This window comes from Gordonia sp. NPDC058843 (genome assembly GCF_042743165.1).
GTDB lineage: Bacteria > Actinomycetota > Actinomycetes > Mycobacteriales > Mycobacteriaceae > Gordonia.
Map to the genome: position 1 here is coordinate 207,997 of NZ_JBHYNC010000001.1, position 20,852 is coordinate 228,848.

The window sequence follows — 20,852 nt, forward strand, 5'->3', positions numbered from 1 at the left end:
GCCGGCGGATCGGTATGGGCCGGCGGGCCGGTGACTCAGGCCGCCCCGCGGGCGGGTGCCGGTCCGGTGAGCGCGGTGGCCGACAGTTCGTCCATGGGGATAAGGCTCGCACCGAGGTGAGCAGCGAGGTCGCCGGCGAGTCCGAGCCGCACCATGCCCTGCTCACAGTCGACGACCACGGACCCGATGCCTCGACGCCGGATCCCGTCCGCGGCCGCGCGCGCTCGTGCCATCGCGCTTCGGCCGGTCGTGTCGCGACCGGAGGTGGCCCGGCCGTCGGTGAGCACCACCAGCAGTGGCCGCCGGTCGGGCTCCGCGCGGCGGCACCGCTGCACCACATCGGCGGCGAGTTGCAGACCTTCGCCCAGCGGCGTCCGGCCACCGGTACGGATCTCTTCGAGCCGCCGCACCGCGATCTCGACCGATTTCGTGGGTGGCACCGCGAGCGTCGCGGCGGATCCCCGGGCGACGACCACCGCAACGCGGTCGCGGCGGGTGTAGGAGTCGCGCAGCATCTCCACGCACAGCTCGGACACCGCGGCCAGACGACGGCGGGCAGTCATCGAACCGCTGAGATCGACCACGAAGACGACCAGGTTCGACTCCTGGCCGACCCGCTGGGCCGACCGCAGGTCCGGCGCCGCGATCCGCAGGCTGCCCGGCCCGTCGTCCCGGCGTGCGGCCCGGCCGGCGGCGGCGAGCACGGTGCCGAACAGGTGGACCGGACGCTCGGCATCGAAGTCGACGGCGTGGGTGGTGTGTCCGCGGCGACTACGCGCCTTGGAGCGCCGGCCCGGGTCCCCGTCGCCGAGTCCGTCGACTCGCAGCGTCCGGAGCCGACGACCGGTCGGCGCCGGCGCGGAGCCGAACGCGGGCCCGGGTGCGTTCTGTGAGATGTCGGCGTCGCCGGTCTCGGGCGCCGCATCGGGCTCGGCGTCCGCCTCGGGCGTCGTGCCGGTGTCGGGTGCCGACGATCCGGGGGGCTCTTCGCCACCGCCGGGCGGCGGGGTCTCGGGTGGTCCCGGGTCGTCGTCGGGCGCCTCGGGTCCGGCCGCGTCATCGCCCGCGGACATCGCCTCGTCGAGCTGATCCTGGCTGAGCCCCGACTCGTCGAAGGGGTTGCGGCGCCGGCGGTGTGGCAGGGCGAGCTCGACCGCCGCCCGCACATCGACGTCCTCGACGACCGTGGCCGAGCGCCAGGCGGCATGGGCGAGTGCGGTCCGCGCCACCACGATGTCGCCGCGGAGTCCGTCGACGTCGAGATGCGCGCAGATCCCGGCGATCCGGCGTAGCTCCCGGTCCGGGAGTACGACGTCGCCCACGGCGGCCCGCGCGGTCGCGATGCGTTGCGTGAGTTCGTGTTCGGCGTCGGCATGGGCGGCGACGAACGACTCCGGGTCGGCGTCGTAGGCCATCCGCCTGCGCACCACCTCGACGCGTTCGTCGACCTCGCGACCGGCTGCCACGTCGACGGCGAGCCCGAACCGGTCGAGCAACTGCGGGCGCAGCTCCCCCTCTTCCGGATTCATGGTCCCGACGAGAACGAAATCGGCTGCCTGGGTATGTGACACACCATCACGTTCGATCGTGACCCGTCCGCTCGCCGCCGCATCGAGCAGCACGTCCACGAGGTGGTCGGCGAGGAGATTCACCTCGTCGATGTACAACACCCCGTGGTGCGCCCGGGCAAGCAGACCCGGAGTGAACTCCGCACGGCCGTCCCGCAGCACCGAGGTGAGGTCGAGTGAGCCGATGACCCGGTCCTCGGTCGCTCCGATGGGAAGTTCCACGACGCGACCGGCGGTCTCGTCGCCCGCGCCCGGGGCAGTGAGCAACGGACCCAGTCCACGCACGATCGTCGACTTCGCGGTCCCCTTCTCCCCACGGATCAGGACACCACCGATGCCCGGTGAGATGGCCGAGAGGATCAGCGCCAGCTTCAGCTGCTCCTGACCGACGACGGCACTGAAGGGATAGCGCACGTCGGACAGATCGGCGAGGGCCGGGAATTCACCGACGGCGGTCATCGCGGTCCGGCGCGGAGCATCGACACGTGGGGGATCCCGTCCTCTAGGTACTCGTCGCCGTCGCGGGCGAAGCCGAAATTCGCATACATCTCGGTGAGGTAGGCCTGCGCCTCGATCCGGCACGGACGCTCGCCGACCTCGTCGAGTGCGGCCGTCATGAGCATCGCCACGAGACCGCGGCCCCGATGGTTCCGCTCGGTGCAGACCCGGCCGATCCGGAACACCTGTCGACCGTCGGTCTGCGGCTCTTCGAGGAGTCGCAGGGTGGCCGGCACCACGCCCGCCTCGACGTCCCCGTCCCCGTCGGGCGCGGAGCCGTCGCTGATCCAGAACAGGCGGGTGGTCGGTTCCAGATCGCGCCCGTCGAGCTCGGGGTAGGGACACGCCTGCTCGACGACGAAGACCTCGACCCGCAGACGCAGGATCCGATACAGGGTCGCTGCGTCGATGTCATCGGCCTGGGCGCGATGCACCCGCGGTTCGGAGATCATGTGTCGTGGTTAGCACACAACGCGGCCGGACTTCACCTCGCGGCAGGTCAGCCCGCGGTGGCCGGCGCGAGCTCACCGGTCTCGGCGGGCGTCTGGTTGCGCTCGGTCAGCTGTAGGGATTTGTTCGTCCAGTCCCAGACCTGGCGGTACAGGTCACGGTTGCCGTTCAGCTTCTCACCGAAGGACGGGATGATCCCGGAGAGCTTCGACGACCAGCCCTCGTACTCCTTCGGGAAGCACTGCTCGAGCACCGAGATCATCGCCGGAACGGCCGTCGACGCGCCCGGAGACGCACCCAGGAGGCCGGCGATGGTGCCGTCACCGGCCGCCACGACCGCGGTGCCGAACTCGAGCTGCCCGCCGACGCCGGTCTTGCGGATGACCTGCACGCGCTGTCCGGCGGTGATGAGCTCCCAGTCGGAACCGAGGGCGCGGGGGACGAACTCCGACAGCGTCTTCACCCGGTCGGCAGGGCCGGCCGCGAGTTCGCTGATGAGGTACTTGAGCAGGCCGAACTCCTTCGGCGCGATCGACACCATCGGGAGCAGGTTGCCCGGCTTGATCGACGCGGGCAGATCGGTGATCTTGCCGCTCTTCAGGAACTTGGGCGACCACCCGGCGTACGGACCGAACAGCAGGCCCGGCTTGTGGTTGATGACGCGGGTGTCGAGGTGGGGCACCGACATCGGGGGTGCACCGACGGCGGCCTGTCCGTAGACCTTCGCTTGGTGCTCGGCGACGAGATCGGGGTTCGTGCAGCGGAAGAACTCGCCGGACACGGGGAATCCACCGAAGCCCTTGGCCTCTTTGATGCCCGACTTCTGCAGCAGGTGCAGGGCGCCACCGCCGGCACCGACGAACACGAACTTCGCGTGCACGGACAGCTTCTGTCCGGTGCGCCCGTTGCGGACCTTCACGATCCAGCTGCCGTCGGACTGCTTGGACAGGTTGGTGACCGAATGTCCGAAATAGATGTCGGCGCCCTGGGCGACGTAGTTCAGGAGCTGCTGGGTGAGCGCTCCGAAGTCGACGTCGGTGCCCTGGTCGAACCAGTTCAGCGCGACCTGGTCGTCGAAGTCGCGTCCTGCGGACATCAGCGGCAGTCGCGCGGTGAACTCGGCCGGATCATCGACGAACTCCATGCCCTCGAACAGGGTCTGGGTGGCCAGGTTGTCGTAGCGCTTACGGAGGTACTCGTGGCCTTCGGTGCCATGGGTGAACGCGACGTGCGGAATGGGGTTGATGAACTCCGACGGGTCGCCGAGGATGCCGTTGTCGACCGCGTGGGCCCAGAACTGGCGCGACACCTGGAACTGCTCGTTGATGGTGATCGCCTTGTCGATGTTGACGTCACCGTCGGCGGTCTTCGGCGTGTAGTTGAGCTCGCACAGCGCCGAATGCCCGGTGCCGGCGTTGTTCCACGGATCGCTGCTCTCCGCGGCGGCCGCGTCGAGCTGCTCGAACAGGCTGATCGACCAGTCGGGCTGCAGCTGCCGGAGCAGCGCTCCCAGGGTGGCGCTCATGATTCCCGCACCCACCAACGCGACGTCGGTCGTGATCTCCGTTTTCGACACCTGGACTCCACTTCACCTGGTGGGACACTGTGACCTGTGTTCGGCGCGGCACGTCGTCCCGGATGGCAACTTCTCGACCGGGCACTTCTCGCCCGATCTTTCTCAACGGCCATTGTCCAGCATGGCACGTTCCCCGGGAGAATCGACCTGCGCAACTGTGTGCTGCACGACACCCGGGCAGTCGGTGACCTGTCACTATGCTGGCTGCCGTGAGCGCCTCCGCAGCCGCCGACTGGCGGCCCGACCGATTCCTCGACGATTACCGGCAGCGCGTGCTCCCGCTGGGACCCGACCCCGACGGCGAGTCACCGGTCACCGCGACCCTCGTGCGCCGTGCCGAGACGTCGCCCGCACGCGGTGCGGTGCTCTACGTCCACGGCTTCACCGACTACTTCTTCCACGAACCGCTCGCGGACTTCTTCGTCGACCGCGGTTACGCGTTCTATGCCGTGGACCTGCGCAAATGTGGGCGATCCCGGCAGTCGCACCACACGCCGCACTTCACCACCGACCTCTCGGTGTACGACGAGGAACTCACCGCGTCGCTGCAGATCATCCTCGACGAGGTCGGGGCCGACTGCCGGGTCGTGGTGGCCGGCCACTCGACCGGTGGCCTCGTCACCGCGCTCTGGCTCGACCGGCTGCGCCGGCACGACCCGGCCACACACGCCGCGATCGACGGACTGCTGCTGAACTCGCCCTGGTTCGATCTGCAGGGCGATGCGGTGCTGCGCACACTGCCCGTCACCATGGTCATCAAGGCGGTGGCCGCCGTCGCACCGACCAGGGTGATCCCGAAGGAACTCTCGCAGGCCTACGGCGAGAGCCTGCACGACAGCGCCCACGGCGAGTGGAACTACGACCTGTCGGCGAAGCCGCTGGGCGGATTCCCGGTCACGTTCGGTTTCCTCGACGCGGTGCGCACCGGCCAGCGCCGTCTGCACCACGGCATCGACGTCGGCGTCCCCGCCCTCGTGTTGCGCTCGGACAAAACACATTTCGCCAGGACCTACTCCGCGTCCACCGATCACGCCGATGCCGTCCTCGACGTCACCCACATCGCGCGCTGGAGCGGCAGCCTCGGCGGCCGGGTGACCGCGGTACCCATCCCCGATGCCCGACACGACGTCTTCCTGTCCGTCGCGCACGCTCGTGAGCACGCCTATCGCGAGGTCGACCACTGGCTGGCCACCGTCCTCTCAACCGAAAGCGAGAATCCCCTATGACCGCCACGCAGGTCGTCGACCTGGCCATCATCGGCTCCGGGAGCGGCAATTCCATCCCCGACGACCGGTTCGCGGACAAGACGCTCGCGATCTTCGAGGAGGGCGTCTACGGCGGCACCTGCCTCAACGTGGGCTGTATCCCGACCAAGATGTTCGTCTACGCCTCCGAGGTGGCCGAGATCGCCACCCACGGCGCGCGTCTGGGCGTGCACGCCAAGGTGGACTCCGTCGACTGGCCGGGGATCGTCGGACGCGTGTTCGGCCGCATCGATCCACTGTCGCAGGGCGGCAAGGAATATCGCGTCGACCGTTGCGAGAACATCACCGTGTACGACTCCCATGTCGAGTTCGACGGTCGCGACGACGACGGCCGGTATCGCCTGGTCACGCGGGACGGTGACACGGTCCTCGCCACCGAGGTGGTGCTGGCCGCCGGCTCGCGCGCGGTGATCCCCCAGGTCATCGCCGACTCGGGCGTCACCTATTACACCAACAACGACGTCATGCGCCTGGCCGAGTTGCCCGAACGCCTGATCATCGCCGGAAGCGGTTACATCGCCGCCGAATTCGCACATGTCTTCGGCGCACTGGGCTCACATGTGTCGATCATCGCGCGTGGACCGGCGCTGCTGCGCCGACAGGATGCCGACATCTCCAACCGGTTCACCCAGGTGGCCCGAGACAAGTGGGACGTACGGCTGCAGACCACGATCACCGGTGCCGAGGATCTGCCCGATGGCGGTGTGCGGGTGGAACTTTCCGACGGCACGACGCTCGAGGCGGACGTACTTCTCGTCGCGACCGGCCGCCAACCGAACGGCGACCGGCTCAACCTCGACTCCGTCGGCATCGAACTCGACGACGAAGGCCGCGTGCGCTGTGACCCCCACGGTCGCACCGCCGCTCGCGGCGTCTGGACGCTCGGCGACGTCAGCTCCCCCTACCAGCTCAAACACGTCGCCAACCACGAGCAGCGGGTCGTCCAGGCCAACCTGCTGAAAGGCTGGGACGCAACCGATCTCGACTCTTTCGACCATCGGTACGTCCCGGCTGCGGTCTTCACCCATCCCCAGATCGCCTCAGTGGGCCTGACCGAGGTCGAGGCCCGCGACGCCGGCCTCGACATCGCCGTCAAGGTGCAGGCCTACGGCGACGTCGCCTACGGCTGGGCCATGGAGGACACCACCGGATTCTGCAAGCTGATCGCCGAACGCGGTACCGGCAGGCTGCTGGGCGCTCATCTCATCGGACCGCAGGCACCCACCGTCATCCAGCCGGTCATCCAGGCGATGCACTTCGGACAGACCGCACACGAGCTGGCCCGCGGACAGTACTGGATTCACCCGGCGATGCCCGAAGTCCTCGAGAACGCGCTGCTCGGACTGGAGATCTGACGGGCGCGCGCCCGGCGAGAACCTCAGAAAATGGTTGAGCGCAGCGCGATCTCGCTGGCGAGGGCCGGAGCCGCATGTTGCGGAATCCAGTGGTCCACGCCGGCGAGCTCGCAGTAGCGGAAGTCCCCGTAGACGTACCGGCCGCTGCCCTGCGCCTGTTCGCGACCCAGCGCGGTGTCGGCGTCGCTCCACAGGAGCGTCGTCGGGATCTCCACCGGCGGGCACGCCATCGTCGTCTTGATGTCGCCGGTGAAGTTCGCGCGATACCAGTTCAGCGCGGCGGTCAGGGCCCCCGGCTCGCGCAGCGGGGCGAGTTCGTCCTCGGTGATCCCCACGGCCCGCAGTTGTGCGCCGTCGTCGGCGAGAAGTTTCTCCTCTGCCCCGTCGGCGACGAAATCGAGGATGTACGACGAGCGTTCACGCTGATCGCTGCCGACGAGAGCGTCGCGCATGGCCGACGGATGTCCGGTGCTCCCGACGACGAGTCCGGTGAACCGGTCGGGATATTTCCCGGCGAGATGCCACGCGACGATGCCGCCCCAGTCGTGCCCGACCAGGATCGCGTAGCCGATGCCGAGCGCGTCGAGCACGCCGATCACATCGGACACCAGGTGAGTGAGGCGATAGTCGTCCACCTCGGACGGACGCGCGCCCGGACTGTATCCGCGCTGGTCGATCACCAAGGTGCGCAGGCCCGACTCGTGGAGACGCGGCAGAACCTCGTCGTAGCAGCTTCCGTTCACGGGGAAACCGTGCAGCAGCAGAACCCACGGACCGGTCTCCGGTCCCCCGATCCGGACGTCGAAGGTGAGGCCGTCCACCGTCACCTGACGTGTCCCTTCAGTCATTGGGCCACGATAACCCGGCCGGGACCACCAGTCGACGGCGACCGCAGCGCCTACGAACGCTCGAGGTGGTGCCGGATGACCGGCGGATTGTGCGGCGGCCCTTGTTCGATGAGACGTGTCACGGCGGTGAGGTCGAGGTGTTCGGTGACGAGGTCGGCCATCTGATCGACCTGCCGGCGGCGCACGGCGTCCACATCGGTGTCGGGGGCCACCCGGAATCCACGGACCCCGGCCTCCGACGCCACCTCGGTGAGCAGACGGCGACGGAAGTCGTCGGACGCCAGCAGGCCGTGCCAGTGTGTCCCCCGCAGGGGCCCCCGGACCGCACCCTCGGGTCCGTGCCGATCGTCGACGATCCACGTGTCCTCCGCCGATCGGGTCACCCGGCCGTGATGGATCTCGTAGCCGCTGATCGGTACCCCGGATCTCGGCGGCCCGGTCGCGCTGCCATGGATGCCGGTGACCTGTCGCACGGTTTTGTCGGCATGGAACTCGATGTCGAGGTCGAACAGGCCGAGGCCCGGCACGCGTCCCCGACCGGACTCCACCCGGTCGTCGAGTGTTCGGCCGAGCATCTGGAATCCGCCGCAGACGGCGACGATCGGGCGTCCGCGCGCGGCGCGTTCGGTCAGTGCCTCACCGAGACCCCGCGCCCGAACCCACTCGAGGTCGGCGACGGTGGCGCGGGTGCCGGGCACGACGACGAGGTCGGCGGCCGCCACCCCGGCCGGGTCGTCGACCCAGGTGACGTCGACACCGGGTTCGCAGGCCAGCGCCTCGACATCGGTCGAATTGGAGATCCGCGGCAGGCGGATGGCGGCGACCCGCAACCGGGCGCCCACTGCGGCGCCGGATTCGGTGAACGAGCGCGGGGGCCCGACGCGTCGCCCGACCGGCGCGGCGAGGGAGTCCTCGGCGTCGAGCCACAGGTCGTCGGCGAAGGGCACCACCCCGAGCGTCGGCCGCCCGGTCAGCGCCTCGACCTGGCGCAGTCCCGGTTCGAGGATCGACGGGTCGCCACGGAACTTGTTGACCACGAACCCTGCGATCAGTCGTTGGTCGGCGTCGTCGAGGACTGCGGTGGTCCCGAACAGATGGGCCAGCGACCCGCCCCGGTCGATGTCGGTGACCAGCAGCACCGGCAGGCGGGCCGCCTGGGCGAGACCGAGATTCGCGATGTCGTTGGCGCGCAGATTGATCTCGGCGACCGAACCCGCGCCCTCGCAGAGCACGACGTCGAAGTCGCGTCGGAGACCGGCCAGCTCGTCGGCGACGACGGCACCCAGATGCGACCGCCACTCCAGGTAGTCGGCGGCACCGACGTCGCCGGCGGGCCGGCCGCGGAGGATGACGTGCGAGCGGCGGTCACTGCCCGGTTTCAGCAGGACCGGGTTGAACCGGGTCGACGGCTCGAGTCCACATGCGAACGCCTGCAACGCCTGCGCGCGGCCGATCTCGCCGCCGTCGAGGGTGACCACCGAGTTGTTCGACATGTTCTGCGCCTTGAACGGCGCGACACGCACTCCGGTGCGTCGCAGAGCCCGGCACAGGCCGGCAACGATCAGACTCTTCCCGGCATCGCTGCTGGTACCGCCCACGAGCAGTGCGCCACCGAGTCCGTCCACCCGGACAGACTAGAGGTGCCGACCGCAGTGGCGTCGTTCACACGACGCACCGTTGCACTCGCGGCCCCGCGGGGCTGGATACAGTGACCCCAACGGACAGGTCAACAGCCGGTCACGCGAAGCAATGGGGGGTCATCGGACGTGGAGGTCGTGAAGCCCGGATCCGTCTTCGCCGGGTATCGCGTTCTCTCGTTGCTCGGCCGCGGCGGAATGGGAACGGTCTGGCTCGTCGAACACCCGACCCTGGGACGGCGTGAAGCTCTCAAGATCATCTCGCCCAATCCCGCCGATCCCAGTTTCGCCGAGCGGTTCCGCAACGAGGCCCGCACCGCCGCGGCACTCGATCACCCCGGCATCGTGACGGTCTACACACATGGCGTGGAGAACGGCAGCCCCTGGTTCTCGATGACCTACCTCGACGGCGAGGACCTCACCGCCGCGTCGGCGCTACCGGTCGAAGACGCGGTGACGATCGTGGGCAAGGTCGCCGACGCCCTCGACTACGCCCACTCCCAGCGTGTGATCCACCGCGACATCAAGCCCGCGAACATCGTGATCGCCCGCGGCCCCGACGGCCGGATCACGCGGGTCACCGTCCTCGACTTCGGCATCGCCCGCCTGATGGACGGCGCGAAGATGACCGCAACCAATCTGTTCGTCGGCACCCTCGCCTACGCCGCACCCGAGATCCTCACCGGCGAGGCGGCGATCCCGGCGTCGGATCAGTATGCGCTCGCGTGCACCACGTTCCAGCTCCTCACCGGAGCGCAACCCTTCCCCGGGCAGACCCCGATGGCGTTGATCGCCGGTCACGTCAACACACCCGCACCGCGGATCTCCGAGCGTCGGCCGGATCTCGCCCACCTCGATCCGGTGTTCGCGCGCGCCCTCGCCAAGAATCCCGCCGACCGGTTCGCGTCCTGCTCCGAGTTCGCCGCGACGCTCGCCCGGGCGGTCGAGACCGCACCGACGAACCCCGGCACACGGCGGCCCGGCCCGTCCTCCGGGATGCCCGAAGGCTGGATCGCGACCACCCCCGCCCCGACGCCGTCGTTCCCGCGGAACCAACCGCCGGGTCAACATCAGCCCGCCCAGCACCAGCCCACCCAGCATCCGCCCACCCAGCATGCGCCGGTACACCCGGCCGCGGCTCACCGCCCGCAACCGCTCGCGGCCGGCAACTACGCCTCCTACCCCGCCTACGGTCCCGGCGGCGGCCCACCCCCCGGATACCCGACCGGCCCCGGCGGACCCCACGGTCCCGGTCCCGGACAGGGGCGATCCGGGTCTCGCACGGCGTGGATCATCGCCGCGGTGTTCGGCGTCCTCGTCCTCGTGATCGGTGTCGTCGGTGCCGCCATCGCCCTCAGCGGATCGGAATCGGATCCCGGGACGACGGCCGCCGGATCGTCGACGTCGGGGCCCAGCACCTCCGGCGGATCTTCCGGCGGCAGCGGCACTTTCGACTCGATCGCCTCCAGCGGCGACAGCACGTGCGCCGTTCGCGACGGTCGCCTGTTCTGCTGGGGCGGCAACGAGCGGGGCACGCTGGGCGACGGCACGACCACCGACCGTCCACGGCCCGTCGCGATCACCGGAATCTCCGACGTGTCCGCGGTCAGCATGGGCGGCCTCGGCACGACCTGCGCGATCAGTTCCGGCGACCTGTACTGCTGGGGTTACGGTGTCGGGCAGCCGGGACAGAATGTCCCCCTCCCCACGAAGGTGAACGGCCTGTCACGGGTGTCGGCGGTGTCGGTCGGATTGACGATCTGCGCGATCAGCGACGGTGATGCCTACTGCTGGCGCAACAACGCCAGCGGTCAGGTCGGCAACGGCAGCACCGGCTCGGTCGACGTGCCCACCCGCGTCGGGGGTCTGTCGGGCGTGACCGCGATCTCCACTTCGCACACCACGAGTTGCGCGATCTCCGGTGGCTCCGCGTACTGCTGGGGCAACAACCGAGAGGGCCAGATCGGCGACGGCACCACCATCGACCGTCTGACACCGACACGGGTTGTCGGGCTCGACTCGCCCACCTCGATCAGCACGAGCCTCTACTCCACGTGTGCGGTGGCCGGCTCGGGCAGCGTCTTCTGCTGGGGTCAGAACACCAGCAGCCAGCTCGGTGACGGCACCGAGCAGAACCGGCGCACCCCGACGAGGATCGACGTGCGCGGTGCCACCGAGGTGTCCACCGCCGCCTACGGCGGCTGCGCCGCTGCCGGTAGCTCGGCATATTGCTGGGGTTCGCGCAGCGATCAACCCGACAAGAGCCCGGACCGCGTCAACGGCCTGTCGGGGGTCACCGAGGTCACCACCGGTTCGGCGAACGTGTGTGCGGTCGCCGACGACGAGATGTACTGCTGGGGTCTCAACGGCAAGGGCCAGCTCGGCAACGGGACCACCACGACGAGCAGCGAACCGCAACCCGTCCGGTTCCCTTCCTAAGTCGACCCGCGCCGATCGGCCGAGGGCCTCAGTTGTCGGGCAGGGTGAGGATCTCGGCGCCGGTGTCGGTGACGACGAGGGTGTGCTCGAACTGCGCGGTCCACCTCCGGTCGGCGGTCACCACGGTCCAGCCGTCGTCCCACAACTCCCACGGCAGCGCACCGAGATTGATCATCGGCTCGATGGTGAACACCATCCCGGGCTCGAGGACGGTGTCGACGTTCGGCTCGTCGTAATGCAGCACGATCAGCCCGTTGTGAAAGGTCTCACCGATGCCGTGGCCGGTGAAGTCGCGCACGACCGTGTATCCGAAGCGATTCGCGTAGGACTCGATGACACGGCCGACGACATTGAGTTCACGGCCCGGCTTCACGGCCTTGATGGCCCGCTCGGTCGCGATCCGGGTCCGTTCGACGAGATCGACGGCCTCCTGGTCGACATCGCCGGCGAGGAAGGTCGCGTTGGTGTCGCCGTGTACGCCGTGGATGTAGGCGGTGACGTCGATGTTGACGATGTCCCCGTCCGCGATCACCGTCGAATCCGGGATGCCGTGGCAGATCACCTCATTGAGCGAGGTGCAGCACGACTTCGGAAAGTCCTTGTAGCCCAGCGTCGACGGGTACGCGCCGTGGTCGATCATGTACTCGTGCGCGATCGCGTCGAGTTCGTCGGTGGTCACGCCCGGGGCGACGGCCTTGCCCGCCTCCGCGAGTGCGTTGGCCGCGATCTTGCTCGCGATGCGCATCTTCTCGATGGTCTCGGCGGTCTGCACCCAGGGCTCGTGCCCCTCGTTGACCGTCGGTTTCCACACATATTCGGGACGCTCGATGGAGTCGGGCACGGAGCGGACGGGCGACACGATCCCAGGCGTGAGGGCACTACGAACTGGCATGCGACCAGACTATCCCTGCCCGTCGCGGCGAGGCCCGTGGGCGGACACGGGACCGGACGCCACTAAGCTCGCCGGTGGGCGCCGATGCCGGGCACCCGGTCGACGACGGAGGTGTGACGGTGCGGACCAGGGGGTTACGGGCGGTCCTCGTGATGGTGCTGACCGTCCTGAGCGTGTCGGCATGCTTCGTCACCCCGATCGAGCAGGACCGGCACTCGCCGGGCGCGCAACTGCGCAACGGCCCGCAGACCGCCACCCTCCCGGAGTCCGATGTCACTCCCGTCGTCGAGAACCCCACTCCCCGACTCCCCGCCTCCGTGGACTCGCTCCGGTACGGGAACGTGACGGTCGACGACGCCGACCGGATCATCACGGTCGACATCAACGGAACCCTCGGCAACATCGTGTACGCCCTCGGACTCGGGTCGCGCATGGTGGGCCGCGACACGTCGACCGCCTTCCCGGCGGCGAGGTCGCTGCCGGTGGTGACCAACCGCGGGCACAGCCTCAACGCCGAATCCGTTCTGGCACTCGACCCGAGTGTCCTCCTCGTCAGCGAGTCCACCGTGCCGACCGCCGCGGTCGACCAGATCCGCGACTCGGGGGTCGCGGTCGTCGTCCTCCCGGCCATCCGCAATCTGGAGTCCAACAACACCCTGATCCGCTCGGTCGCGGCCGCGCTCGGTGTCGCCGACGCCGGGGAGAAGCTCGTCGAACGGACCGACGCCCAGATCGAGGCCGCACGCGAGTTGGTCCCGGACCCGTCCGGGGATCCCACCATCGCGTTTCTCTACATCCGCGGCCGAAACCTGTTGCTCCTGGCCGGGCCCGGATCGGGTGCCGACGATCTGATCGAGGCGCTCGGCGGCCGGGATGCCGGCGCGGCGGCCGATCTCACCGGCGCATTCACCGCGATCAGCGCCGAGGCCATGATCACCGCCGACCCGGACGTCATCCTCGTGATGACCCAGGGCGCGGCGACCGTCGGCGGACCCGAGGGAGTGCTGACCTTGCCGGGCGTCGCCGACACCGAAGCCGGCCGCAACGGACGGGTCGTCCAGATGGACGAGAGTCAGATCCTGGCGTTCGGACCCGAGGTCGGACTGGTACTCGGCGCCCTCGCGAGGTCGATCTACGCATGACCGAACCCGCCCCGGCCGGCACACCGACCGAGCAGTCGACCCGGCCGACGCCCGCGTCCACCGCCGTCCCTGCTCCGGGCGGGACACCGCACCGGGTGCGCGATCTCACGGTGGTGGCCGTCATGCTCATCGCCACGCTCGTCCTCGTCATCGTGTCGGCCGGGTCCGGCAAGGTGTCGGTGCCACCGCTCGAGGTGCTCGGCAGCATCGCTCACCACTTCCACCTCGATCTCGGTCCGCTTCCGTCACACCCGAACGGCGAAGGCGCACTGTGGAACGTGCGATTCCCCCGCATCGTGCTCGGACTGTTCGTCGGTGCCGCGCTCGGCGCCGCCGGCTGCCTGCTGCAGGGGGTGCTCGCGAATCCGCTGGCGGAGCCGGGGATCATCGGCGTCTCCTCGGGTGCCGCGGTCGGCGCCTGCCTGATGATCGTGCTCGCCGGTGGCACCGCCGGAGCCGGTGGCGCGGCGGGCAACTGGGCCCTGGCCGGGGCCGCGTTCGTGTTCGGCCTGATCACCGCGGCTGCGGTGTACGTGTTGTCTCTCCGAGACGGCTCGTCGTCGGCGATCATGCTGGTGCTCACCGGTATCGCCATCAACGCATTCGCCGCCGGGATCATCGCGTTCCTCACCTTCGTGGCCACCACCGCCGCCCGTGAACAGATCATCTTCTGGCAGCTCGGTTCCCTTGCCGGCCGCACCTGGAGCGAGATCTGGGTCGTGGCGCCACTCGTCATCGTCGGTGTCGCCGCGTGCCTGTTCCTCGTCCACAAGCTCGATCTGCTCGCACTCGGCGACATCCAGGCCGCGTCCCTCGGCGTGAACGTGGAAGCCGTTCGCCGTCAGGCGATCGTCCTGACCGCGGTGCTCACCGCGGCCGCGGTCGCCTTCGCGGGGATCATCGCATTCGTCGGCCTGGTGGTGCCGCACGTGATGCGACTCATCGTCGGACCGCGCCACGCGATCCTGCTGCCGACCAGCGTGATCGGTGGTGCGCTGGTCATCACCGGCGCCGACCTCGCCGCACGGACGATGCTCGGTGACGCCGACCTCCCGCTCGGCATGTTCACCTCCCTCATCGGCGGTCCGGTCTTCTTCATCCTGCTGCGTCGCAGCCGACATGCGGGTGCCGGATGGTGACGGTCGAGACCCCGGCCACCCCGGTCCTGGGTATCCACGCGCGGGACGTGTCCGTCGTCCTCGGCGGACGCGAGGTCGTCCGCGGAGTGTCCCTCGACGTCGGGCCGGGCGAACTCGTCGCCCTCGTCGGACCCAACGGATGCGGCAAGTCGACGCTGCTGTCGGTGCTGTCGGGCACCCGTGCGCCGGCGCGCGGACACATCGAGGTCGACGGGCGGGACGTCGGGACGACCTCCATGCGCGAGCTCGCCCGCCACCGCTCGCTGGTCACACAACAGAACCGGGTGGACACACCCTTCACCGTGGCCCAGGTCGTCGCGATGGGTCGGTATCCGTGGCTGCGGACGTCCCGCGCCGCGAACTCCCCCGCCGTGATCGCCGATGCGATGGGGCTGTGCGAACTCGGCGACATCGCCGACCGGCCGTTCGGCCAACTCTCCGGGGGCCAGCAGGCACGTGTCTCGCTGGCTCGCGCCCTCGCCCAGGACACTCCCGTCATGATGCTCGACGAGCCGACCGCGGCACTCGACATCCACCACCAGGAACAGGTGCTCGACATCCTGCGCGTCCACCGCGATGCCGGCAATGCGGTGCTGCTGGTGGTGCACGACCTGACCCTCGCGGCCGCCTACGCCGACCGGGTGGCCGTGATGAAGGACGGCCGGTTGCTGGCGATCGGACCGACCTCGGAGGTCATGACGGTCGACCTGCTCAGCCGCACCTACGACCACCCCGTCGAGGTCATCGACCACGACGGGCGACAGGTGATCCTGCCGGTCAGGAGAGAGGGCGCACCGCGTACCCCGGCCCGAGACCGCCGAAGAAGTCACGGGTGACGGCCACCGCGTTGTTCGAGTCCCCGCCGCCCACGACGAGCGTCGCGAAGGCGATGTCGCCGCGGTAGCCCGCGAACCAGGCGTGTGACCCGCCGGCGAACTCCGCCTCACCGGTCTTGCCGAACACCGCTCCCTGCCCGTCGATCACCGACGCCGTACCGCTCGTGATCACGGCTCGCATCATCGGTCGGAGCTGGTCGTAGACCTCGGGGGCCATGGTCGGGGTCGGCCCCTCGACCTTCGTCGGCTTGTCCAGGATGAGCTGGGGCACGGGCGCCTTCGCGCCGTTCGCGACGGTCGCGGCCACCAGCGCGAGACCGAGCGGCGACACGAGGACCTTGCCCTGGCCGAAACCGTCTTCGCTGCGGGCGACGAGTTCGTTCTCGATCGGCACCGAACCGGAGACGGCGTCGAGCCCGGCGATCTCGTACTGCTGTCCGACCCCCATCGCCGCTGCGGCGTGCGCGAGGTCCGACGGGCCCATCTCGCTGGCGAGCTTGGCGAACGTGGTGTTGCAGGACTGCGCGAACGCCCGCAGCATCGACACGGTGCCCAGCGAGAAGCCGTCGTAGTTCGGGATCAGGCGCGGCCCGATCTGGATGGCGCCGGGACAGCCGACGGGCGTGTCGGGGGTGGCCATGCGATGACTGATCGCGGCGGCGGCGGTCACCATCTTGAACGTCGAACCGGGCGGGTACAGACCGGTCGTCGCGATGGGACCCTGCCGGTCGGCCGCGGGATTCTGCGCGACCGCGAGGATCCGCCCGGTCGACGGCTGCACGACCACCAGCGCGACCTGGAACCGGTTGGTGGCGTTGACCGCTCGCTGCGCTGCGTTCTGCACCGTCCGCGACAGGCTCAGCGAGACCGCCGGTGAGGGGTCGGGATCATGGTCGGCGAGCACGTCGGCGTCGAGGCCGTTGGGGTTGACCGTCACCACGCGCCAGCCCGCGCGCCCCGACACCTCGGAGTCGACGACCTTCTTGACCTCGGTCAGCAGGGCGGGCGCGAATCGCGGGTCCTCGGGGACCAGTTCGGCCTGTTCGTTGGTCACCACACCGGGGATCGCCAGCTGATCCCGCAGCCGGTCGAACTGTTCGTGCGAGAGCCGGGCGAGCGGGTACTGCTGCCGATTCGCGGTGACCTGTTCGGTGATCGTCTGCTCGTCGAGCGAGGGACTGAACCGGCGCAGCGCAGCCACCGCACTCGTCACCGACTCGGCGACCGACGCGCCCTGTTCGACGGCGGCGGACGCATCGAAGTTGACCCCGACGACGCTGCCGTTGACCATCACCTCCGAACCGTCGGCCTCGTTGACCGTGGCGCGCGGCGCCTCGATCACCTGCAGCGAGAGTCGTTGGTCGGCGCCGAGTTTCGGGTGGATGTTCGTCGACGCCCAGCGCACTGCCCAACCGTCGTCGGACCGGCCCATCCGCAGGGTGGCGTCATAGGCCCAGTCGCGACCCCGCGGGAGCGCCCAGTTGTAGTCGACGTCCACCTCGGCGGTGTCCCCGGTGACGCGGACCCGGCCCGCCTCCGAGTCGAGTGCCTCGGCGCCCAGACCGGCCCACGCCGACTCCATCGCGGACTCGGCAGCGGCCGGCGTGTCGGTCAGCGCGGCCGCGGCCACGACCTCGCGGTCGGCATAGGCCTGCAGGAAGCGCTCCGCGGCGCGGCGCGGGCCGTCGTCCTCGGAGGCCGAGCAGCCGACCGTGGCCACCGTCACGGCAGCACACAGCGCGACGATCACCGCCGGGGTCCATCGAGTTCGCATGCGCCACATCGGAGTCGAGTCTATGGTGGCGCGGTCGGATTCCCGCGGCGCCACGCGGGAAGGCGGTTCAGTCGACGAGAACGGTCGCGAAGGTGCCGACCTCGGTGAATCCGATGCGGTCGTACACCGCGCGCGCCGTGACGTTGAAGCTGTTCACATAGAGACTGGGGATGCGGCCGTGTGCCGCAACGGCCTCCGCAACTGCCGCGGTGCCGCCCAGTCCGAATCCTTCGCCGCGCCGGTCCGGATCCACCCAGACGCCCTGGATCTGGCCGACCCGCCGGGACAGCGAGCCGATCTCGGCCTTGAACACCACGTCGGGACCATCGAAGCGCGCGAAGACCCGCTGCGCTGTGATGAGCGAGGCGAGGCGCCGTCGATAGGAGCGACCGCCGTCGCCGGCCGTCGGATCGACACCGACCTCGCCGATGAACATGTCGATGGCCGCGGGCATGTAGGCGTCGAGGTCGTCGAGGGTCACCAGGCGTACGAGCGGGTCGGCGGGCACCGCCGAGCACGAGGTGAGCGCGAGCAGCGGCTGTACCGGCCTGACCTCACGCGCCGGCCCCCACACCGGCTCGATCTGTCCCCACATGTGCATGACGAGCTCGGCGCGGCCGACGATGGAGGAACACGCCCGCGGTGCGGCGATGGCGCGGTCGGAGAAGTGTTCGAGATCTTCGGGCGAGCCGCTGAGCGGGATCAGGTTGGCGCCGGAGAAACAGAGCGACGACGCCGGGTTGTGTGCGGTCCACAGCTCACCGCCGAGCAGCCGGGGATTGATGCCGTGCGTCTCGAAACGGGCCGCGACCATGCACATCGCCACCGGGTCCGAGGTGAGGACGCGTTCGACGGCAGCCGCATCGCGAGCGCCGAGCGGCTTGTCGCCCAGTAGCTTCAGCAACGCCGCTCCTCCCTCTCGAGCCTCCGGCCGACCTACGAAACGGTCACCACGGGTGAGCCCACATGAGTACCGTCTCCAGTTTCCCCTGATTCCTCGGCGATCCGCAGCGCTTCTTCGATCAAGGTCTCCACGATCTGCGCCTCGGGGACCGTCTTGATGACCTCGCCCTTGACGAAGATCTGTCCCTTCCCGTTGCCGGACGCGACACCGAGATCGGCTTCGCGGGCCTCACCCGGGCCGTTGACGACGCATCCCATCACGGCCACGCGCAGCGGGACCTCCATGCCCTCGAGGCCGGCGGTGACCTCGTCGGCGAGTTTGTAGACGTCGACCTGCGCGCGTCCGCACGACGGACACGAGACGATCTCGAGCTTGCGTGGGCGCAGATTCAGCGACTGCAGGATCTGGTCGCCGACCTTGATCTCCTCGGCCGGCGGTGCGGACAGGGACACACGGATGGTGTCGCCGATGCCCTCGCTGAGGAGCGCTCCGAAAGCGACCGCGGACTTGATCGTGCCCTGGAACGAGGGCCCGGCTTCGGTCACCCCGAGGTGCAACGGATAGTCACACGCGGCGGCGAGCTGCCGGTAGGCCTCCACCATGATCACCGGATCGTTGTGCTTCACCGAGATCTTGATGTCGCCGAAGCCGTGCTCCTCGAACAGCCCGGCCTCCCAGAGCGCCGACTCCACGAGCGCCTCGGGCGTCGCCTTGCCGTACTTCTGCAGGATGCGCTTGTCGAGGGACCCGGCGTTGACGCCGATCCGGATCGGGACGCCGGCCTCACCGGCCGCCTTGGCGACCTCCTTCACCCGGCCGTCGAACTCCTTGATGTTGCCGGGGTTGACGCGCACCGCGGCACATCCGGCATCGATGGCGGCGAAGATGTACTTGGGCTGGAAGTGGATGTCGGCGATCACCGGGATCTTGGACTTCTTGGCGATGATCGGAAGCGCTTCGGCGTCTTCGGGGCGCGGGCACGCGACGCGCACGATGTCGCAACCGGACGCGGTCAGTTCCGCGATCTGCTGCAGGGTGGCGTTGATGTCATGGGTCTTCGTCGTCGTCATCGACTGCACCGAGATCGGGTGGTCGCTGCCGACGCCCACCGAACCGACGAAGAACTGGCGGGTCTTGCGACGCGGAGCGAGCACCGGCGGCGGCCCGGCGGGCATGCCGAGTCCGATCGGCACGGCGTTCGCGGAAGTCGGGGCGTTCATCTCTTCACCTCTGGGGATCGGGAGTGTTGGTGTGCGTCGGTGAGTTCACCGGGTGTTCGTCGCGGGGGCTCACCACGGATTGATCGGGTTGACGATGTCGGCCGTGAGGGTGAGCACCATGAAACCGGCCATCACCACCACCGCCGCGTAGGTGATCGGGAGCAACTTGTAGTAGTCCACGGCTCCCCCGGGAGCGAGGCCGAACAGGCGGCGGATCGTGTCGCGGCCCTTCTCGTATCCGACGATCGCCATGTGACCGCCGTCGAGCGGGAGGAGCGGGACCAGGTTGAACAGTCCGAGGAAGAAGTTGATGCTGATCAGCAGCATCCAGAACATGTCCCACAGCCCCCGCTCGACGGCCTGACCGCCGAGCACCGAGGCTCCGTACACACTGACCGGGGTGTCGAGGGCGCGTTCTCCGCCGGTGACCGCCGTCCACAGCGCGCCGATCTTCGTCGGCAGCGACAACAACGCGTTCCAGGTCTCGACGGCCAGATCGCCGGTGAAGCCGATCGCGCCCGGGATGATCTCGAAGCCGCTGTAGCTGATGATCCCCGGCGGGACGTCGTAGGCGATCCCGACCATGTTGTAGCTCTGGGTCTCGCTCGTGCCGTCGGCGCGCGTCGCCGTGACCGTGACGGGCTCGGGGGTCATCGTCAGGTCGAGTCGCCGGCCGTCGCGGTCGACGGTCAGCGACACCGGCCCGGTGGACTCGCGGATGACCGGGGTCAGGTCCGATGCCTGTCCGACCGGCTGACCGTTGATCGCCACGATGTCGTCACCGGGGAGAAGTCCGGCGGCGCCGGCCGGACCGGAGCCGGTGCAGGGAGAGTTCTTCTGCTCGTTGCCGGCGATCGTGATGGTCGACGACACGCACTGGGTCTCGGCGACTCTCGCCGGGGTCGGACCCGGGTTGAGGTTGGGCAGTCCGAACGTCAGGCCGACGATGATGATCAGCACGAAGCCGAGGATGAAGTTCTGGGCCGGTCCGGCGAACAGCACGACCAGCCGTTTCCAGGCCTTCTGCTTGTACATCGCCCGGTCCTTCTCGTCCCAGGCCAGCTCTTCGTGCGGGGTCATCCCGGCGATGTCGCAGAAGCCGCCCAGCGGCAGCGCCTTGATGCCGTACTCGGTCTCGCCGCGACGGGTGGACCAGATCGTGGGGCCGAAGCCGACGAAGTAGCGCCGGACCTTCATGCCCGTCGCCTGCGCGGCCCACATGTGGCCACACTCGTGCCAGGCGACCGACAGCAACAGCGCCACCGCAAACAGCGTGACGCCGATCGCGAAACTCACGTACCTACTCCAT

16 protein-coding genes are annotated in these 20,852 nt (G+C 69.2%); 6 read left to right on the forward strand and 10 right to left on the reverse strand.

The features are described from left to right. Positions 1 to 35: 35 nt before the first annotated feature. Genes ACFW3F_RS00990 through mqo form a run of 3 tightly spaced genes read right to left on the reverse strand, consistent with a single transcriptional unit; the run spans position 36 to position 4,092 of the window. On the reverse strand, positions 36 to 2,027 hold the full coding sequence (locus ACFW3F_RS00990) for a VWA domain-containing protein (RefSeq protein WP_388053402.1): 1,992 nt from the start codon (positions 2,025 to 2,027) through the stop codon (positions 36 to 38). Next, the gene (locus ACFW3F_RS00995) at positions 2,024 to 2,518 is read right to left on the reverse strand and encodes a GNAT family N-acetyltransferase (RefSeq protein WP_388053404.1); all 495 of its coding nucleotides are present in this window, start codon (positions 2,516 to 2,518) and stop codon (positions 2,024 to 2,026) included. The genes ACFW3F_RS00990 and ACFW3F_RS00995 overlap by 4 nt, the downstream gene beginning before the upstream one ends. Positions 2,519 to 2,565: 47 nt before the next feature. Continuing rightward, on the reverse strand, positions 2,566 to 4,092 hold the full coding sequence (gene mqo / locus ACFW3F_RS01000) for a malate dehydrogenase (quinone) (protein ID WP_388053406.1): 1,527 nt from the start codon (positions 4,090 to 4,092) through the stop codon (positions 2,566 to 2,568). 197 nt (positions 4,093 to 4,289) lie between these two features. Between mqo and ACFW3F_RS01005 the strand changes: the two genes are divergently transcribed. Beyond that, positions 4,290 to 5,318: an alpha/beta hydrolase gene (locus ACFW3F_RS01005; RefSeq protein ID WP_388053408.1), complete on the forward strand. Its 1,029-nt coding sequence runs from the start codon at positions 4,290 to 4,292 to the stop codon at positions 5,316 to 5,318. Further along, on the forward strand, positions 5,315 to 6,712 hold the full coding sequence (gene mtr, locus ACFW3F_RS01010) for a mycothione reductase (protein WP_388053410.1): 1,398 nt from the start codon (positions 5,315 to 5,317) through the stop codon (positions 6,710 to 6,712). The genes ACFW3F_RS01005 and mtr overlap by 4 nt, the downstream gene beginning before the upstream one ends. 23 nt (positions 6,713 to 6,735) lie before the next feature. Here mtr and ACFW3F_RS01015 read toward each other — a convergent pair whose 3' ends face one another. Together ACFW3F_RS01015 and ACFW3F_RS01020 are read right to left on the reverse strand one after the other, a co-directional pair. After that, entirely contained in the window at positions 6,736 to 7,539 is an 804-nt protein-coding gene (locus ACFW3F_RS01015; protein WP_388053684.1) for an alpha/beta fold hydrolase, read from the reverse strand. A 71-nt stretch (positions 7,540 to 7,610) separates the two neighbouring features. Then, positions 7,611 to 9,185, reverse strand: a complete 1,575-nt coding sequence (locus ACFW3F_RS01020) for a cobyric acid synthase (protein ID WP_388053412.1) — start codon at positions 9,183 to 9,185, stop codon at positions 7,611 to 7,613. Positions 9,186 to 9,335: 150 nt separating this feature from the next. Between ACFW3F_RS01020 and ACFW3F_RS01025 the strand changes: the two genes are divergently transcribed. Then, entirely contained in the window at positions 9,336 to 11,636 is a 2,301-nt protein-coding gene (locus tag ACFW3F_RS01025) for a protein kinase (protein WP_388053414.1), read from the forward strand. 28 nt (positions 11,637 to 11,664) lie between these two features. On the opposite strand, the gene map is transcribed toward ACFW3F_RS01025, so the two are convergent. Then, positions 11,665 to 12,528, reverse strand: a complete 864-nt coding sequence (gene map, locus ACFW3F_RS01030) for a type I methionyl aminopeptidase (RefSeq protein ID WP_388053416.1) — start codon at positions 12,526 to 12,528, stop codon at positions 11,665 to 11,667. Between the two features lie 119 nt (positions 12,529 to 12,647). Here map and ACFW3F_RS01035 point away from each other — a divergent pair, with 119 nt between their 5' ends. The 3 genes from ACFW3F_RS01035 to ACFW3F_RS01045 are packed head-to-tail and all read left to right on the forward strand — an operon-like array spanning position 12,648 to position 15,645. After that, a complete protein-coding gene (locus tag ACFW3F_RS01035; protein WP_388053686.1) occupies positions 12,648 to 13,670 on the forward strand; it encodes a hemin ABC transporter substrate-binding protein in 1,023 nt (340 codons plus the stop codon). After that, positions 13,667 to 14,809 (forward strand): FecCD family ABC transporter permease, encoded by a 1,143-nt coding sequence (locus ACFW3F_RS01040; RefSeq protein ID WP_388053418.1) that lies wholly within the window; start codon positions 13,667 to 13,669, stop codon positions 14,807 to 14,809. Before ACFW3F_RS01035 ends, ACFW3F_RS01040 begins: the two co-directional genes overlap by 4 nt. Further along, entirely contained in the window at positions 14,803 to 15,645 is an 843-nt protein-coding gene (locus tag ACFW3F_RS01045; RefSeq protein ID WP_388053420.1) for a heme ABC transporter ATP-binding protein, read from the forward strand. Before ACFW3F_RS01040 ends, ACFW3F_RS01045 begins: the two co-directional genes overlap by 7 nt. Here the strand turns inward: ACFW3F_RS01045 and ACFW3F_RS01050 are convergent. From ACFW3F_RS01050 to ACFW3F_RS01065, 4 genes are all read right to left on the reverse strand, one after another. Next, a complete protein-coding gene (locus tag ACFW3F_RS01050; RefSeq protein ID WP_388053422.1) occupies positions 15,587 to 17,428 on the reverse strand; it encodes a penicillin-binding transpeptidase domain-containing protein in 1,842 nt (613 codons plus the stop codon). The two genes, ACFW3F_RS01045 and ACFW3F_RS01050, sit on opposite strands and share 59 nt — an antisense overlap. A 58-nt stretch (positions 17,429 to 17,486) precedes the next feature. After that, positions 17,487 to 18,323, reverse strand: a complete 837-nt coding sequence (locus ACFW3F_RS01055) for a GNAT family N-acetyltransferase (RefSeq protein ID WP_388053424.1) — start codon at positions 18,321 to 18,323, stop codon at positions 17,487 to 17,489. Between the two features lie 32 nt (positions 18,324 to 18,355). Then, a complete protein-coding gene (ispG, locus tag ACFW3F_RS01060; protein WP_388053426.1) occupies positions 18,356 to 19,543 on the reverse strand; it encodes a flavodoxin-dependent (E)-4-hydroxy-3-methylbut-2-enyl-diphosphate synthase in 1,188 nt (395 codons plus the stop codon). A gap of 69 nt (positions 19,544 to 19,612) precedes the next feature. Beyond that, positions 19,613 to 20,839: a M50 family metallopeptidase gene (locus tag ACFW3F_RS01065; protein WP_388053428.1), complete on the reverse strand. Its 1,227-nt coding sequence runs from the start codon at positions 20,837 to 20,839 to the stop codon at positions 19,613 to 19,615. Positions 20,840 to 20,852: the final 13 nt, after the last annotated feature.